The sequence below is a fragment of the Sphingobium fontiphilum genome, from assembly GCF_014196635.1.
GTDB lineage: Bacteria > Pseudomonadota > Alphaproteobacteria > Sphingomonadales > Sphingomonadaceae > Sphingobium > Sphingobium fontiphilum.
Map to the genome: position 1 here is coordinate 12,919 of NZ_JACIEB010000003.1, position 17,095 is coordinate 30,013.

13 protein-coding genes are annotated in these 17,095 nt (G+C 65.2%); 2 read left to right on the forward strand and 11 right to left on the reverse strand.

Translation table 11 applies throughout. From position 1 onward, the window contains the following. Positions 1–5: 5 nt before the first annotated feature. The 4 genes from GGR44_RS07100 to GGR44_RS07115 all read right to left on the reverse strand — a co-directional run bounded on the left by GGR44_RS07100 (position 6) and on the right by GGR44_RS07115 (position 7,038). Positions 6–3,110, reverse strand: a complete 3,105-nt coding sequence (locus GGR44_RS07100) for an efflux RND transporter permease subunit (RefSeq protein ID WP_183954900.1) — start codon at positions 3,108–3,110, stop codon at positions 6–8. Positions 3,111–3,122: 12 nt separating this feature from the next. After that, positions 3,123–4,172 carry an efflux RND transporter periplasmic adaptor subunit gene (locus GGR44_RS07105; protein WP_183954901.1) on the reverse strand — a complete coding sequence of 350 codons (1,050 nt, stop codon included), beginning with the start codon at positions 4,170–4,172 and terminating at the stop codon, positions 3,123–3,125. Positions 4,173–4,258: 86 nt separating this feature from the next. Then, a complete protein-coding gene (locus tag GGR44_RS07110) occupies positions 4,259–4,999 on the reverse strand; it encodes a TlyA family RNA methyltransferase (RefSeq protein ID WP_183954902.1) in 741 nt (246 codons plus the stop codon). Then, entirely contained in the window at positions 4,999–7,038 is a 2,040-nt protein-coding gene (locus tag GGR44_RS07115) for a protein-disulfide reductase DsbD family protein (RefSeq protein ID WP_183954903.1), read from the reverse strand. The genes GGR44_RS07110 and GGR44_RS07115 overlap by 1 nt, the downstream gene beginning before the upstream one ends. Positions 7,039–7,129: 91 nt before the next feature. Between GGR44_RS07115 and GGR44_RS07120 the strand changes: the two genes are divergently transcribed. After that, positions 7,130–8,776, forward strand: coding sequence for an alkaline phosphatase family protein (locus tag GGR44_RS07120; RefSeq protein WP_183954904.1), 1,647 nt, complete (start codon positions 7,130–7,132; stop codon positions 8,774–8,776). A gap of 3 nt (positions 8,777–8,779) precedes the next feature. Here GGR44_RS07120 and GGR44_RS07125 read toward each other — a convergent pair whose 3' ends face one another. Continuing rightward, positions 8,780–10,096: an ATP-binding protein gene (locus GGR44_RS07125; RefSeq protein WP_183954905.1), complete on the reverse strand. Its 1,317-nt coding sequence runs from the start codon at positions 10,094–10,096 to the stop codon at positions 8,780–8,782. Further along, positions 10,096–10,806, reverse strand: a complete 711-nt coding sequence (locus GGR44_RS07130; protein WP_183954906.1) for a response regulator — start codon at positions 10,804–10,806, stop codon at positions 10,096–10,098. Before GGR44_RS07130 ends, GGR44_RS07125 begins: the two co-directional genes overlap by 1 nt. A 184-nt stretch (positions 10,807–10,990) precedes the next feature. On the opposite strand from GGR44_RS07130, the gene GGR44_RS07135 reads away from it, so the two are divergent. Beyond that, positions 10,991–12,394 carry an OprO/OprP family phosphate-selective porin gene (locus GGR44_RS07135; RefSeq protein ID WP_246344364.1) on the forward strand — a complete coding sequence of 468 codons (1,404 nt, stop codon included), beginning with the start codon at positions 10,991–10,993 and terminating at the stop codon, positions 12,392–12,394. Positions 12,395–12,448: 54 nt separating this feature from the next. On the opposite strand, the gene GGR44_RS07140 is transcribed toward GGR44_RS07135, so the two are convergent. The 5 genes from GGR44_RS07140 to GGR44_RS07160 form a co-directional block, all read right to left on the reverse strand. Continuing rightward, positions 12,449–13,294 carry a TorF family putative porin gene (locus tag GGR44_RS07140; protein ID WP_183954907.1) on the reverse strand — a complete coding sequence of 282 codons (846 nt, stop codon included), beginning with the start codon at positions 13,292–13,294 and terminating at the stop codon, positions 12,449–12,451. Between the two features lie 323 nt (positions 13,295–13,617). Next, positions 13,618–15,114 (reverse strand): SulP family inorganic anion transporter, encoded by a 1,497-nt coding sequence (locus GGR44_RS07145; RefSeq protein ID WP_183954908.1) that lies wholly within the window; start codon positions 15,112–15,114, stop codon positions 13,618–13,620. 3 nt (positions 15,115–15,117) lie between these two features. Next, complete coding sequence (locus GGR44_RS07150) at positions 15,118–15,816, reverse strand: carbonic anhydrase (protein WP_183954909.1); 699 nt, start codon at positions 15,814–15,816, stop codon at positions 15,118–15,120. A gap of 130 nt (positions 15,817–15,946) precedes the next feature. After that, positions 15,947–16,657 (reverse strand): response regulator transcription factor, encoded by a 711-nt coding sequence (locus tag GGR44_RS07155; protein ID WP_183954910.1) that lies wholly within the window; start codon positions 16,655–16,657, stop codon positions 15,947–15,949. Continuing rightward, a complete protein-coding gene (locus GGR44_RS07160) occupies positions 16,654–17,094 on the reverse strand; it encodes a hypothetical protein (RefSeq protein WP_183954911.1) in 441 nt (146 codons plus the stop codon). The genes GGR44_RS07155 and GGR44_RS07160 overlap by 4 nt, the downstream gene beginning before the upstream one ends. Position 17,095: the final 1 nt, after the last annotated feature.

Genomic DNA, 17,095 nt, shown 5'->3' on the forward strand with positions numbered 1-17,095 from the left:
CGGTCTCACTCTGCGGCGTCCGGGCTTTCCTGCAAGGCCGAATCCAGACGTCGGCCCACGGTTTGCGGGGAAAGCGTCCGTCCTGCAACCCGTGAATAGATGATGGGGATAAGGAACAGCGTGATGAGCGTGGCGAAGGACACGCCCGACACAATGACGACGCCTATGCTCTGTCGCGCGGCCGCGCCCGCCCCGCCACGGATGATAAGCGGCGCTGCCCCAATGACCGTGGCGATGGACGTCATCAGGATGGGCCGCAGACGCCGCGTCGCCGCCTGACGTATCGCAGCGCCCAGTTCCAGCCCTTCGTCGCGCAACTGGTTGGCGAATTCGACGATCAGGATGCCGTTCTTCGCCGCCAGACCGACCAGCATGACGATGCCGATCTGGCTGTAGAGGTTGACCGAACCCGCGCTGACAGCCAGACCGATCACGCCGCCCGCGACCGCCAGCGGCACCGTGACAATGATGACGCCGGGGTGGATGAAGCTTTCGAACTGCGCGGCCAGCAGCAGATAGACGATGATGATGGTCAGGGCGAAAACGATCCAGATCGACCCGCCGGTCTCACGCAACGACTGGCTTTCGCCGCGATAGCCGATGGCCAGCACTTCGGGCGACTCGCGCGCCTGCGTTTCCAGGAAGTTCAATGCTTCGCCCAGCGAATAGCCCGGCGCCAGCGCCGCCGTCAGCGTGATCGCGCGCAATTTGTTATAGCGGTTAAGCTGGCGCGGCCCGGCGACCTCGCGCACGGTGACAACAGCGGAAAGCGGCACGGTAACACCCGCGGCGGTGCGCACCTGTATGCGCTCCAGATCGGCCAGCACACGGCGGTCCTCCGCCCCCGCCTGCACCAGAACCCGATATTCCTCGCCCCGGTCGACATAGGTGGTCACGCGACGCGAACCGAGCAAAGTCTGCAACGCCTGGCTGACGGCGTTGACCGAAATGCCCAGGTCGCCGGCGCGCTGCTGATTCACCTCGACCCGCATCTGCGGCTTGGTTTCCTTGTAATCGCTGTCCAGGTTGATGAGGCCGGGATTGGCGGCGGCGGCGGCCATGATGCGATCCCGCGCGGCGGACAGTCCTTCATAGGTCGCCCCCGCGATGACGAGGTTGACCGGCAAGCCGCGGCCACGGCTCAGCCCAGAACGCGGCGACGCATTGCCGCGCACCCCGGCCTGATCGGCGATCACCCGGTTGATCGTCGCCGCGACCTCCGCCGTGGTGATGGTGCGGTCTTCCCATGGCCGCAGGAACGCTATGATGTTGCCGCTGTTGAAATCGTCGCTGGCGCCGAAGCCTGCCGGTGTGCGCACCACCAGATTTTGCAGGGTGCCATTGTCCCGCAAGGGGCGCAAATCGCTCTCGATCTTAGCCATATAGGCCATCATCTTGTCATAGCCCGCGCCTTCCGGCGCGCTGACCTGGCCGTCGACAACGCCGGTGTCCTCGGCCGGGGCCAGTTCATTGGGGATGACCATGAACAATCCACCGGCGGCGCCCAGAAAGACAAGCACACCGATGATCGGGACCAGCGGCCGCCGCAACATCCGGTCGAGCAGCCTGCCATAGCCGGTTTCGATCTTCTGGAAACGGGCGTCGACCCAGGCAGCCAGCCGTCCGCGCTCCGAATGCTTCAGCAGCTTGGAGCAGAGCATCGGCGCTAGGCTGAGCGACACAAAGCCCGAAAAGGCGATGGCGGCGATCATCGCAATGGCCAATTCGCGGAACAGCAACCCCGTCTGCCCCGCCAGGAACATGACCGGCACAAACACGGCGCACACGACCAGCGTCGTCGAAATGATCGCGAACCCGACCTGACGGGTGCCCAGAAAGGCTGCGACCAGCGGGTCTTCGCCCTGTTCGACGCGATGATAGACATTTTCGAGCACCACGATGGCGTCGTCGACCACCAGGCCGATGGCGAGAACGAACGCCAGCAGCGTCAACAGGTTGAGCGACAGCCCCAGCAGCCACATCACAGCGCAGGTCGCGAGCAGGCAGATCGGCACCGTGACCGCCGGAACCAGAGTCGCCCGCACGGACCCCAGGAAGAGGAAGATGACCAGAATGACCAGGATCGCCGCTTCGATCAGCGTGTCATAAACATTGTCGATGGCGCGGCTGATGAACAGCGATTCGTCGGACCCGATTGCGATATTCATGCCCGCGGGCAGGTTGGGGCGCAGTTCCTCGACCAGCGCCTTCGCCCTGTTGGCGACGTCCAGCGTGTTCGCGCCGGACTGGCGCACAATGCCCAGGCCGATGGCGTTGCCGCCATTGGAGCGGAAGGAGTTATAGGGGTTTTCCGGTCCCTCCTCGATCCGGGCAACGTCGCCCAGCTTGACCTGATAGCCGTTGACCCCGCGCCCGACGACGAGCTGGCTGAAATCGGCCGGGTTGGCGAACGGCCGTTCCACGCGCAAAGTCTGGTTCTGATCCTTTGATTCGAAGCGGCCTGCGGGCAATTCGACATTTTGCGCGCGCAACGCCGCCTCGACATCGGCGGGGGTCAGCGAAAAGGCCGCCAGCCGTTCGGCGTTCAGCCAGACGCGGGTCGCCGGCCGCGCTTCGCCGCCCAGGAACACGCGGGCCACGCCGTCAATCGCCGAAAAACGGTCGGCGACATTGCGGTCGACATAGTCGCTGATCTGAATCGAACTCCAGCCCGGACTGGAAAATGCCAGAAACAGGATCGGACGGGCATCGGCGTCGACCTTGCGGATCTCCGGCGCGAGCGCCTCTTCGGGAAGATCCTCCACCGCCGAACCCACACGATCGCGCACGTCGTTGGCGGCGGAATCGATGTCGCGCGATGGATCGAACTCGATATTGATGTCGGACCGTCCATCCTGCGAATTGGAGGTGATGGTGCGTATGCCCTGCACACCCGCTATCGCGTCCTCCAAAATCTGGGTGATGCGGGTTTCAACCACCGACGCCGCCGCGCCGGTATAGGTGGTCTGCACCGACACCACGGGCGGATCGGTGTCGGGATATTCGCGCACGGACAGGCTGAAAAAGCCGACAAAGCCGGCGATGCAAAGCAGCACTGCGACAACGGCGGCAAAAACCGGGCGACGGACCGAAAGATCGGAAAGCTGCATCGGCCCCTTGCCCTACTTGCCCTTGGCGCCGCCGGGCGCGGCGGGCTTTTCACCGGGCAGGCGCACGGTCATGCCATCGGCCAGCTTCACCACGCCTTCGACGACGACAGGCTGCCCAACCTTCAGGCCAGAGAGAATTTCCACCACGCCATCCTGACGGACGCCGGTCTTGACTGGCAGTTTCTTCGCCTTGTGATCCTCAACCACGTAGACGAAGCGGTCCTCGCCATCGCCGACCACCGCCAATTCCGGGACGGCGACCGACTGGCGCTGGCGCGCCTCGATCCGGACCGTCATCAACATGCCCGGCTTTATGGCGCGATCCGGGTTGGGCAGGATGGCACGCACCCTCACGGCGCGGGTGGCGGGGTCGATCACCGGGTCGATGGTGGCGATTGTCCCGGTAAAGGGCCGGTCTGGCCAGGCCGCACTGATCGCCTTGATCGGCAATCCCTCGCCGATCAGCGAGAGCCGGGTCTCGGGAACGGTGAAGTCCAGCTTGATCCGCGAAATATCGCTGACCGTCGCGATCTCCGTGCCCGCAGTCACGATCGCGCCGGGCGATATGGTGCGCAGGCTGACCCAGCCGGCAAAGGGCGCGCGAACGACGCGATCGCCTATGGAGGCGCGGGCCTGGGCGGCGCTGGCGCGGGCGGCGTTGGCGGCGGCGACCTGCGCCTCCAGACTGGCGCTGGTGGCAAAGCCGCGATCCTTGAGCGCCTGGATGCGGGCCAGTTGCTGCTTCGCCTGAAGCGCCTGCGCCTCGGCGGCGGCGAGTTCGGCATTTTCCTGGCCCGCAGCCAGCGTGGCGACGACCTGTCCCTTGGCCACATAGCCGCCATCGTCGAAATGGATGGCGGTGATGCGCTCCGTCACCGGCGCCGAGAGCACCGCCTGTTCATTGGCCATCGCCGTGCCGACCGCATCGACCGCGTCGGCAAAGGTCGCCATCGCGGCCGGGCCGGTTTCGACCAGCGGCGTCGGACGGGGCTTCTTGTCCGCGCCCTTGCCACATCCGGCAAGGGTCAGGGCAAGCATCAATGCAAGGAAGGAGGACCGCATGGGAACGCGCTATCGAGCCTTTCGAGGCGACGCAATTGACTGTTTGTCGCAAATTGTAAGTGTCACGATGCCAGACGAACCGGGCCTCAATTTCCACCAAGCCGCGCGGCGATGAGAAATTCGACATTGCCCTGCGGACCGGTGATCGGGCTGGGAACGATGCCCTGCACCATCCAGCCGCCTGCTTCAACCCAATGGCTGACGGATGCGCATACCCTTTGGTGCACCGCCGGATCGCGCACCACCCCACCCTTGCCCACTTCCTCGCGCCCCGCCTCGAACTGCGGCTTGATGAGCGCGACGAGCAGAGCGCCCGGCCGGGCGAAGGCGAAGGGGCGTTCCAGCACCTTTTCCAGCGCGATGAAGCTGGCGTCGCACACGATGATGTCGACGGGTTCGGGAATATGGTCCGCCGTCAATATTCGCGCGCTGGTCTGTTCATGGACGATGACGCGAGGGTCGGACCGCAATTTCCAGGCGAGCTGGTTGGTGCCGCTGTCCACCGCATAGACGCGCGCCGCGCCATGGGTCAGCAGCACGTCGGTAAAGCCGCCGGTGGAACTGCCCACGTCCATCGCCACCATGCCGGTCACGTCGATGCCGAAATGGTCGATGGCGTGGGCCAGCTTGATGCCGCCGCGCGACACCCAGGGATGGTCGCGCCCGCGCACCTCCAGCGGCGCGTCGGGCGCGACCTGCTGCCCGGCCTTGTCGACCTTCCTGTCGCCCAGCCAGACAAGCCCGGCCAGGATCAGCGCCTGCGCGCGGGCGCGGCTTTCGGCAAGGCCCCGATCGACCAGCAACTGGTCGGCGCGCATCTTCGCCATCAGCGCGCCAGTTCCGTCAGCGTCGCCGGGGTCAGCAGTTGCGGCAGGACCTGCGCATCCTTGCCCGGCGCGTAATAAATATAGAGTGGCACGCCCGACCGGCCCTGCGCCTCCAGGAAACGGCCGATGGTCGGGTCGGCATTGGTCCAGTCGCCGACCATGACCGTCACCCCGCCCTTCTCGAAAGCAGCGCGCGTTTCCGCCCGGTCGATGGCGGCGGCTTCATTCGCCTTGCAGGTGATGCACCAGTCGGCGGTGAAATAGAGGAAAACGGGCTTGCCCGCCGAACGCAGGCTGGCCAGCCGCGCTTCGTCGAAGGGGACCGCGCCATCGCTGCGGGAGGCGCTCAGCGGCGCGCGCTCGGGCAGCAGGACGACGCCCGCCGCCAGCAGCGCCAGCGCGCCCGGCGCGACGATCCAGCCGCCGCCCCGCCCCTGGCGCTGACGCTGGCCTAGCCACCAGAGCAAGAGGCCAAGGCCAAGCGCGAGGCCAAGGCCGATCAACAACCCGTTGAGACCTCGTTGCTGCCCCAGCAGCCAGCCAAGACCGATGGCGGTGAGGACCATCGGCACGGACAGAATTTTCTGAAGCCGGCCCATCCACGGCCCCGGCTTGGGCAATCCGGTCCGCACCGCCGGGACATAGGCGAGCAGCAGGAAGGGCAGCGCCAGCCCAAGCCCAAGCCCAGCGAACACCGCCAGCGCCGCCGCCACCGGCAGCACCAGCGCCGCGCCCATGGCCGCCCCCATGAACGGCCCGGTGCAGGGCGTCGCGACAAAGGCGACCAGCGCGCCTGTCCAGAAGGCGCCCGCCATGCCGCCCCTGCCCGCCAGCGCCTCGCCCCCGCCAAAGGCGCGCAGGTCGAACAGCCCTGCCAGATTGAGCGCGATGGCGGTCACCAGCAGCAACAGCGCAAGGATGATGCGCGGATCTTGTAGCTGGAAGGCCCAGCCGACCGCGGTTCCCGCAGCGCGCAGGCCCAGCAGCGCCGCGCCGAGCAGCAGGCAGGTTGCGACCACACCCGCGGAATAGGCGATGGCCTCGCGACGCACGACGGCCTCATTACCGCCCGCGCGCGCCAGTTTAAGCGCCTTCAACCCCAATATCGGAAAGACGCACGGCATGATATTGAGCAGCAGCCCACCCAGTATCGCACCGCCCAGCGCCAGCAGCACCGCGCCAGGCAGCCCCCCGCTCTCGCCCGGACCAGCCGACACCGCACCCGGCTGCGCCGTCAGCAGGAACCCGACATGATCGCCCGTGCGCAGCACCGCCTGCACCGGCCCGGCCTTAAAATCCTCGCCCGCGTCCGTCTCGATCAACAGCCTGTCGCCCTCGCGACGCACCTTCTGCTCGGCGGCGTGGCGCAGCCATCCGTCGGCCAGCGCGAACAGGTGCGCTTCCTCCGCCCGCGCCGCCGCCGGAAAAGGAATCGCCACGCGCAGCTTGCCATCGGCGATGGCGTAGCTTGCCTCACTGCCCAGCGGCCGGGGCAGATGGGTGCGCCAGCCGTCGAACATCGCCCGGTCGGCCGCCGACACGACGCCATCCCCAGCGATCAGGTCGATGGACAGGTCCGCCCCTTCGGGCACGCACACCTTGTCGGTGCAGGCCAGCCAGTCGCCGCGCACGCGGATCGGCAGGCGCGTTCCCGCCGCCACATCCGGCGCGACCTTCAGGTCCGCCAGCACCGCATAGGGGCCTTCATAGACATGGTTCATCAGCCCCGAAATCACCAGCGTTTCGGGCACCGGATAACGCAGCGGGCCGACCGCGACGCCGGGCGGCAGGGTCCATTTGACGGTCATGCCCAGCCCGGCGTCGCCGGGATTTTCCCAATAGCCGTGCCAGCCCGCCTCCGGCGCCATGGCAAAAGCGATGCTGGTCGTCTTGCCGGGCGCGGGCGCGGCGCTTTCGGCCGTCAGACGCGCGGCGATATGCGGCGCGCCGCCGCTCATGCCGAACGCCCCCTGCGCCTGCGCGGTGAAGGGAACCAGCAAAGCTGCGATTGTCATCAGAAGGACATGAAAAATCCGCATCGGGCCTCTGGTCGCGTGGATGCAAGGGGGCTAGGTCGCTCCCTGTCGCTCGTCAAGGCAAGAGAAGGTCACCCCCAGGATGTTGCGCCCGATGTTCCGCAAAACCGCCGCCATGCTCCTCGCCGCCTGCGCCATGCCCGCGCTGGCCCAGACGCCAGCGCCCGCCTCGACGCCCCCGAAGCTGATCGTCGCCATTGCGGTCGACCAGTTTTCGGCCGACCTGTTCGCGGAATATCGGCAATATTATTCCGGCGGCCTCAAGCGGCTGGCGCAGCAAGGCGCGGTTTTCCCCAAGGGCTTTCAAAGCCACGCAGCGACCGAAACCTGCCCCGGCCACAGCACCATCCTGACCGGCGGCCGCCCGTCGCGCACCGGCATCATCGCCAACACCTGGTTCGACCTGAAAGCCGGGCGCGACGACAAGGCGGTCTATTGCGCCGAGGATGAAACCCAGCCGGGCAGCAGCAGCGGCGATTATGTCGCATCGCCGGCACACCTCAAAGTCCCGACGCTGGGCGGGCGGATGAAGGCCGCCAACCCCGCCACCCGCGTCGTTTCCGTCGCGGGCAAGGATCGCGCCGCCATCATGATGGGCGGGCCGACCGCCGATCAGGTCTGGTGGGTCGGCGGGGCGCAGGGCTTTGTCAGCTACAAGGGCGTCGCGATTCCGCCGCTGGTCGCCCGGATCAACGACGCATTCACCCAAAGGCTGGCTACGCCCAACCCCGGCTTCGAACTGCCGCCCCAGTGCGCCGCCAGGGATTTCGCCGTGAACATCGGCGACGGCAAGACGGTGGGCACCGGTCGTTTTGCCCGCGCGGCGGGGGATTTCAAGGCGTTTCGCGCTTCGCCTGAGCAGGATGCGATGACGCTGGTGCTCGCCGCCGCCGCGATTGAAAGCATGAGCCTTGGCAAACAGGCGCAGACCGACATCATCTCCATCGGCCTGTCCGCGACCGACCATATCGGCCACACTTACGGCACCGAGGGGACGGAAAGCTGCATCCAGATCGACCGGCTGGACCGCGAACTGGGCGCCTTCTTCGACCGGCTCGACGCCGACGGCATCGACTATGCCGTGGTGCTGACCGCCGATCATGGCGGCCATGACTTGCCCGAGCGGCATCAGGAAAACGCCATGCCGATGGCCAGCCGCGTGGATGAAGCACTGACGCCCAAGGCGCTGTCGGCGGCGGTCGGCGCAAAGACCGGTCTTGCAGGGCGCAAGCTGATCTGGGGCGACGGCCCGGCCGGCGACCTTTATATCGACATCGGCCTGACTGCACCGCAACGCGCGGCGGTGGAGGCGGAAACGCTGAAAATCCTGCGCGGCCACCCCCAGGTGCAAGCCGCCTATACCAAGGCGGAAATCGCCGCCACCCCCGCCCCTACCGGCGCGCCGGAAAGCTGGAGCCTGTTGCAGGAAGCGCGCGCCAGTTTCGATCCGCAGCGGTCGGGCGACATCCTGCTGCTGCTCAAGCCCCGCGTCACCCCGATTGTCGATCCGACGAAGGGCTATGTCGCCACCCATGGCAGCCCGTGGGATTATGACCGTCGCGTGCCGATCCTCTTCTGGCGCAAGGGGATGCGGCCTTTCGAACAGCCGCTAGGCGTCGAAACGGTCGACATCATGCCGACGCTTGCGGCGCTGATCCATCTGCCGTTACCGGCTGGAGAGATTGACGGTCGTTGCCTCGACATCATCGCCGGCGATGGCGACAGTTGCGCGGGGAAATAGAGATCAGGCCGCCGGGCGCGGCAACCTGATTTCCGCGCGCAGGCCGCCTTCCGCCCGGTTGGCGAGAGTGAGTTCGCCACCTTCCAGCGCCACCGCCCGGTCGACAATGGCCAAGCCCAGGCCGAGGCCGCGCGTATTGCGCCGCCGCGCCTGATCGAGCCGGGCAAAGGGCTTGCGGACTTCGATCAGCCGCTCAGCGGGGATGCCCGGTCCGTCATCCTCCACGCCGATGATGACGGATTGGTCATCCCGACCAAGCGTCACTCGGGCGCGATCCCCGTAATGGAGCGCGTTTTCAACCAGATTGACTATCGCCCGGCGCAGGTTGAGCGGCCGCAGGCCCATTTCCAGATGATCCGGGCCGACATAGAGAATGTCCCGCCCCTGATCCTGAAAATCGTCGACAATGGTCGCAAGGGTGACGGCAAGATCGGACTGAATGATGGGTTCCGGGTCTTTCTCTCCACCCAGAAAGGCGAGCAGCGAATCGATCATCGCCGTCATCTCGCTGATGTCCTCACCCATCGCCTCGCGCGCTTCGCCGTCCTCGATCTGCTCCAACCGCAGGCGCAGGCGTGACAGAGGCGTGCGCAGGTCATGGCCGACATGGGCCAGCGTTTCGGTGCGTTCCTCGATCAGGCGATGGATACGTTCCTGCATGGTGTTGAAAGACTGGATCAGGCGGCGGACATCGGCGGTGCCCGATTCCTCCACGTCCGCCCAATCCTTTATCCCCACCTGCTGCGTCGCGCGGGTCAGGTCGCGCAGCGGCGCCAGCGTTCGCCGGATCAACAGGCCGCCCGCAAACAGCAGCGCCAGCACCGGAATCAGCGCCAGCCCGATGCGCCCGATGGTAAACTCCCACCGGGCCTGGTCCAGATGCATCCCGAAATAGAGCCAGCTTCCGTCCGACAGTTGCAAGCCGCCGCTGATATGCGATGCGCGGCCGGGCGACGCCAGCCGTAAACGCAGGTCGCTGTGGTCGAGCGAGGGTTCCCACGCCAGGATCTGGCTACGCATCCGGTTGAGTTCCGGCGCGAGCGGCGGCGCCGTCAGCAATGGCGTCCATTGCACATCATAACGGTCCGTGGTCAGTTGAACGGCCAGCGCCCGGCGCCGCGCCACCGGCGCTTCGGTCAGCAATTTGCGGGCGATGACCAGATGCTCGGCCAACCGCCTCGCTTCGTCCTCCTGCAAGGACAGACGGCTCGCCCGTTCATAAATGAGGGTGCCGACCGCGAATTCGAGCAGCAGCGTCAGCAGTAATATGCCGAACAGGTGGCCGACAAGGCCCAGCGAGCCCCTGACCCGCCGCCGCATCAAGCGCGGCTGACCTCTGCGTTGAACATATAGCCGATGCCGCGCACCGTGGTGATCGGGGCCATATTGTCCTGTGTCGACAATTTGCGGCGCAGGCGGCTGACCAGCACGTCGATGCTGCGGTCGGAACTGTCGCCCATGCGGGTGCGCGACAATTCGATCAGCCGTTCACGCGCGATGACGCGCTGGGGATGGCTGATGAAACTGCTGAGCAGGTCGAACTCCGCGCCGGTCAGGTCAACGACAGCGCCGCTGGGCGAGCGCAATTCGCGGCGCGGGAAATTGACGACCCAGCCATCGAACCGCGCCTCGCTCTCGCGCACCTCATCCGACCCTCGCTCCATGCCGGACCGGCGCAGGATGGCGCGAATGCGGGCGATGAGTTCGCGCGTGCCAAAAGGTTTGGGCAGATAGTCGTCTGCCCCCAGTTCAAGGCCGACGATCCGGTCGGGTTCACTGCCGCGCGCGCTGATGAAGATAATCGGGATGTCGCTTTTGCGCCGCACCTGACGACACAGGTCGATGCCGTTGGTGCCCGGCAGCATGATATCGAGAACGATCAGGTCAGCCGGCCCCGCATCCATCGCGACCCACATTTCAGGCCCGGACGACGCCGGTCGCACCTGATAGCCATGCTCCTGCAGGGCGCGGGCGGTCAGCGTTCTGAGTGGCGGGTCATCCTCCACCAGGATGATTGTCGGGGCGGTCACGGCGCGCGTCTCTCGATTTTCCTTGGTGCGTGCGGAGATAGGCAGCCGCATTACCCCGGTCAACCGCGACAGGGGTCAATCGACCAATGTCATAAAAATGGCATATTCATGTCTCTAAACGGAAACATATCCGCAATATTTGCCGCCCGCGATGAACAGGATCGATATGAAGGCGGGAATGGCAATGCGGAAATTCGGACAATTGGGCAGCATGCTGCTGGCGGGAACAGCCTTGTGCCTGCCCGTTCAGGCGATGGCGGCGATATCGGATGCAGAGGCGCAGGCGCTGCGCGATCAGGTCGCCGCGCTGACCGCCCGGCTGGAGGCGCTGGAACAGAGGCTGGCGACGCGCGAGGCGGCGCCGGTCGCGGCGGGCGGCGCGACGATTCCGGCCGCCGCGCAACTGGCCAGCGGCGGCGCCAAGCCCAAGGGAACGATCACCAGCATCGGCTGGAAGGGGTCGCCCCAGTTCAAGTCCGACGACAAGCTGTTCAAGGTGAAGGGACGCATTCAATATGATGCGGGCTATGTCTCCGCCCCGCCCGGTTCCGCCGACCAGGGTTTTGGCAGCGGGAGTGAGACCCGCCGCATCCGGCTGGGCGGCGAAGGCAAGCTGGGCGCCGGGTTCGGCTACAAGCTGGAGCTGGAGCTTTCGGACAACAGCGTCGATCTGGTCGACACCTTCGTCACTTATGAAAAGGGCGGATGGCTGCTGACGGTCGGCAACCATAACCAGTTCCAGTCGCTCGACGAACTGATCGGCGACACCACCGGGTCGACGATGGAACGCGCGGCCTTTACCGACGCCTTCAACTTCGAACGACGGCTGGGCGTTTCCGCCCAATATGCGCGCGGGCCCTGGCTGGCGCAGTTTGGCTTGTTCTCCGACGACATCACGGCCCTGTCCAACAGCTCTGATGGCGTGAATGGCGGCGACGAGAACAACAGCATCGGCGTCGACGGCCGCATCGTCCTGGCCCCGAAGATCGGCAAGACCCAGCTGCATCTGGGCCTGTCAGGCCACTGGCGCGATCTGGGCCGCACGGCGGACGCAGGCACACGCTATCGCCAGCGCCCCTATCTGCACTTCAGCAACAGTCGGGTGATGACCACGCCGTCCATGGATGTGCAGCAGGAAACCCATTACGGGCTTGAGCTGGCGGCGGTGCGCGGCCCCTGGCATTTTGCGGGCGAAGGCCACTGGCTGACGGCGTCGCGGCCCGGCCTGCCCGACCCGACCTTCTTCGGCGGCTATGCCGAGTTCGGCTATTTCCTCACCGACGGCGACAGCCGGTCCTATGGCAAGGGGATATTGGGCGGGGTCGACCCCAGATCGCCGGTCGGTTCGGGCGGCATCGGCGCGGTGCAGCTTAACCTGCGCTACGACTATCTGTCGCTGAACGACGGGCCCATTCAGGGCGGGGTGCAAAACGGCCTGATCGGGGCGATCGTGTGGACGCCGATCAACTATCTGCGCTTCAACCTAAACTACGGCTATCTGCGCTATAGCGACATTCCCGCTTCGGTCAGCGCCGACAGCAGCTTTGCGCTGCACACCGGCGGCATGCGCGTGGAACTGGACTTCTGACGAAAATGGCCGGGGCAGCCCACGCCACCCCGGCCCTTTTTCTGGATCAGGCCTTTAGAAGGCGGCGGTCAGCGAGAACACGACCTGACCGCGGGCGATCGACTTGCCAACATCCTTGCTGTCGCCGGAAACGGCGAAGTTCGGGCGAATATAGTTTTCCTCGACGCGGGCAATGTCGGTGTCGACATAGGCGACGCCCAGAGTCAGCGGCGTGCCGGGAATGGCGACGTCAGCGCCGACCAGCCAGTCGATATATTTGCCGGTGGGCGCAATCGACGTGCCGTTCGGGCCAAGGCCGGAATTGCCATCCGAATAGCCCAGATGGGCCTTCAGCGTGACCGGGGTGTCGGGAATGGAGCCGCTGATGTCGGTCCAGATGTAGATATTGTCTTCCTTGTCGCCCGGATCGGCGATGGTGCACGCCGCGTCGCTGCATGCCTTGCCCAGCGCTTCCTGCTTGGGCGCATAGGCGACGCCGAGCAGACCCTTTACGGGGCCGACCGTGCCGGACAGTTTCGCATAGGTTTCAGCAAAATCAGTCGTGTCGGCGCCGGTCGGATACATATACCAGGTCAGACCGACGTCGAGCGTCGCGCCGCCCAGCGGAATGGCGTAACCGGCGAACAGATCGAGTTCCATGTTGGAACCACCGAAACGACCCCAGCCGCCCAGGTTCGACGCCCAGGTGCCGGCGTAAAAGCCGCTTTCATGGGTCGCGGTGATGCCGCCCTGAACAGCCATGCCCTTGTCGGACTGCGACACGCCACGGAAGCGATAGTCCGACACCAGCGCAACGCTGCCCGAAACGGTGATGGGGGCGGTGGCTTCTTCCTGTGCAAAGGCCGGAGCACTAGACATCAGCGCAATTGCGGCACAGGCGATTTTATACTTCATGAACATTCCCCTTAACGAAAGAATGTTCCTTCCTGCGCCCGCCAAGGTTTCATGGTCTTTTCCCGTCGCCATGAATACCAGCGGGTTGGCTCTAGCTATGAATGGATTTGCTTGGTTGCAACGCAATATATTGGAACTGGTCCAATCAATCAGAATGCAGTTGCATGAATGGCACGGTTATTTTCTATATTATTTCTATTATTTCTATATTGTTTCTGGATTACAGCGTTTAGTTTCCTCTGAAAGATAAGGATCCCCGTCTCGTTCCAAAAAAAGTCCGCCGCGCCCGGGGGGAAGGGGCGCGACGGACCTGCCTGGAACCGGATTTGTCAGGCGACCAGATGACGCAGTCGACCGGTGGCTCCAAACAATTCGACCTGGGCGCCAGCGCCGCGGCGGCGATCAACCCATTCGCGCAGCATTTCAGCGCAGGTATGATCAATGTGGCTGAGACGTTCGACGTTCAGGATCACAAGACGCCCAACGGGAAGCGATTCGAGCTTGGCCGACAATTTGGGCAAAGTCAGGAACGTCGCCGAACCGCGCAGGGCGACTTCATGCGCGTCGCCGTTGGAGCCGTCCTCCATGCCCAACCGCAAACGGCGGGCGTGGGGCAGCAGTTCCAGCACCGACAGGCCGATACCGACCAGAACACCGGTCAGAAGGTCGGTGGCCACCACCATGATGAGCGTCGCGGCCCACACCACCACCGGCAACGGGCCATAACGATGAAGCAGATGGCGGGCATGATCGATGCTGATCAGGCGGATGCCGGTGACGACCAGGATGCCCGCAAGCGCGGCCATGGGAATTTCGCGCAGCAACCAGGGCAGAAGCGCGACAAAGCCCAAAATCCAAATGCCATGGAGGATCGTGGACAGTCGCGTCTTGGCGCCCGCCTGCACATTGGCCGAACTGCGCACGATGACGCCAGTCATCGGCAACGCGCCCGCGAAGCCGCAGAGCAGATTGCCCACGCCCTGCGCGCTCAGTTCCCGGTTATAGTTGGTGCGAACCCCATCATGCATCCGGTCGACCGCAGCAGCCGACAGCAGCGTTTCGGCGCTGGCGATGAAGGCGATGGCGATGGCCGTGGTGATGACCGTGGGGCTCATCAGCGACGCGAGCAGGCCCTGATCGGGAAGGCTGACCGCCGCGACGATCGATTCGGGAACCACGACGCGCGCGACCGGCAGATCGAGGGCAAAGGCGACCAGCGTCGCCAGCACCACGCCGACCAAAGCGCCTGGCAGCAGCTTCAGGGATGCAGGACGGATCTTTTCCCAGCCCAACATGCCGGCGATGGTCACCAGACCAATGGCGAAGGCCGTCGCTGCGTCCTGATTGGACAGGCCGAAAATCTGCCCCGGCATGGCGATCAGATTGGCAAGGCCGCTCGACAGCGGCTTGTCGTCGAACAACACGTGGAACTGGCCGACCACGATGAGCATCCCGATCCCCGCCAGCATCCCGTGAACCACTGCGGGTGAAATGGCGCGAAACCATCCGCCCAGGCGCAACAGCCCGGCAACCACCTGAATAGCGCCGGCCAGGATCAGGATCGGTCCCAGCGCCGACAGCCCCTGTTCCTGCACGATCTCGAACACGATGACGGCAAGGCCGGCCGCAGGCCCGCTGACCTGTAGCGGCGAACCGGCGAGCAGGCCGACGATAATGCCACCGATGATGCCGGTGATCAGCCCCTTTTCCGGCGGCACGCCGGACGCGACGGCAATGCCCATGCAAAGCGGCATCGCCACCAGAAAGACGACGATGGACGCCGTGAAGTCGCGGCTGAAATTGCCGCCGGAAAAGGCTTTCAGCATGATTTACTCCGCGGCCATGGCGTAGGAGACGTCCGCCGCCAGACGACGGGCATGGGGCAGCGCGATCGGCATCGGCTGGTCTTCGCGCAGCGGCAGGAACCGGCCGGTGTCGCCATCGAGGCCCAGCACCATCCCGGCATGAATATCAACGAACCAGCCGTGCAACGCGATTTCGCCGCGCGCGATGCCCGAAGCGACCGACGGATGGGTGCGCAGATGGGACAGCTGAACCACGATATTTTCCAGCGTCACGTTGCGGATCTTGTCCGTCATGTCGAGGTCGGCGGGATAGCTTTCGCTGCACAGCTTCTGCGCTGCGTGGGAATGACGCAGCCAGGCGGCGACATTGGGCATTGTCGTCAGGTCGGCTTCGGTCGCCAGCGCCTTCATCGCGCCGCAATCGCTGTGCCCGCACACGATGATGTCGCGCACGCCCAGCACCATGACGGCATATTCGACCGTGGCGGTGACGCCGCCCAACTGGCTGCTGTGTGGCGGCACGATGTTGCCCGCATTGCGGCAAACGAACAGGTCGCCGGGCGCGGCCTGCATGATATGTTCGGGAACGATGCGCGAATCAGCGCAGGAGATCATCAGCGCCTTGGGGCTCTGGCCATCGCTGGCCAGCCGGTTGTAAAGGGCGCTTTCGTTCGGAAATACGTGCTTTTCGAAGCTGAAGACACGGCCAATCACTTCATTCATGGCGTCGATCCTTGTGGTTTTGTCCGGTCAAGGGGGCGGACCGGTGACAACGCTAAGCTAGGCAGGCGGTTTTGCTGCGACGCAGCGGCTTTGTTAAAAATCATGTCTGGTTTTTTGGGTGACCGGATCGTCAGTCGTAGGTCACGCCCGCGCCGAACATGTATCCGACGCCCCGCACCGTCACGATCGGGGCCGCTCGGCCATCGACCGAAAGTTTCCGGCGCAGCCGGCTCACCAGCACGTCGATGCTGCGGTCGGAGGAATCGGATGATCGCGTGCCCGCCAATTCGATCAGCCGCTCGCGCGCGATGACCCGTTGCGCCTGTTCCAACATGACCGCGAGCAGCGAGAATTCGGCTCCGGTCAGGACGACGGGCAGCCCGTTGGGATCAACGACTTCACGGCGGGTGAAATTGACCGTCCAGCCATCGAAGCGGGCAAGCTGCCGCGGAGCCACGCCCGCCCGGCGCTCGGCCACGCGCCGTCGCAGCACGGCGCGCAACCTGGCGATCAGTTCGCGGGGCGAATAGGGCGCGGGCATATAATCGTCGGCGCCCAGTTCCAGACCGATGACCCGATCCACCTCCGTGCTGCGCGCGCCCACCAAAATGATGGGAATATCGCTGCGATCCCGGACGTCCCGGCACAGGTCCAACCCGAGCGGCGCGCGCAAGGCGGTGTCGAGCACGAGCGCGCCGGGCGACAAGTCGTCCAGCGCGCTCCACAATGCAGGCTCAGTATCGATGGGCTGGGCGCGGAAGCCGCTTTCCTCAAGGGCTTCGCAAATGGACTGACGAAAATCAGACCTGGTTTCCGCAACCAGTATCAGCGTGTCGCTCATCCGCCCTTCGACAAGGTGGCGTGCAGGCCTTCCAGTTCCGTGCGCAGCCCGGCATGGTCTTCCTGCGCCATCTGCATCGCATGGGCCTGCGATGCCTTCGTGCGGCGGGCAATGTCGGCTTCGATCCGGTCGCGCACATCCTGGCAATGGCCCACTTCCGTGCCGGAAATCGGCGCGAAGCGGTGAACCGCCTTGCCCATGGCGGCGACGGCCTGGCCATTGGCGCTTTCGACCGAGCGATTGAGCACGATGTCGGCATGCCAGCGGCACAGGGCATTCGCCTGACGGGTGACCGGACGGGCCGCAATCTGCTTCACCGTCAGGTTCGACTGGGTGGTGTAGACCGCTTCGAGGGCGGCTCCATTATGCTGGACCTGCGCCTGATGCACGGGAGCGGCGGCCAGCGCGACAGCGCCGGAAACAAGGGTCATGAACATG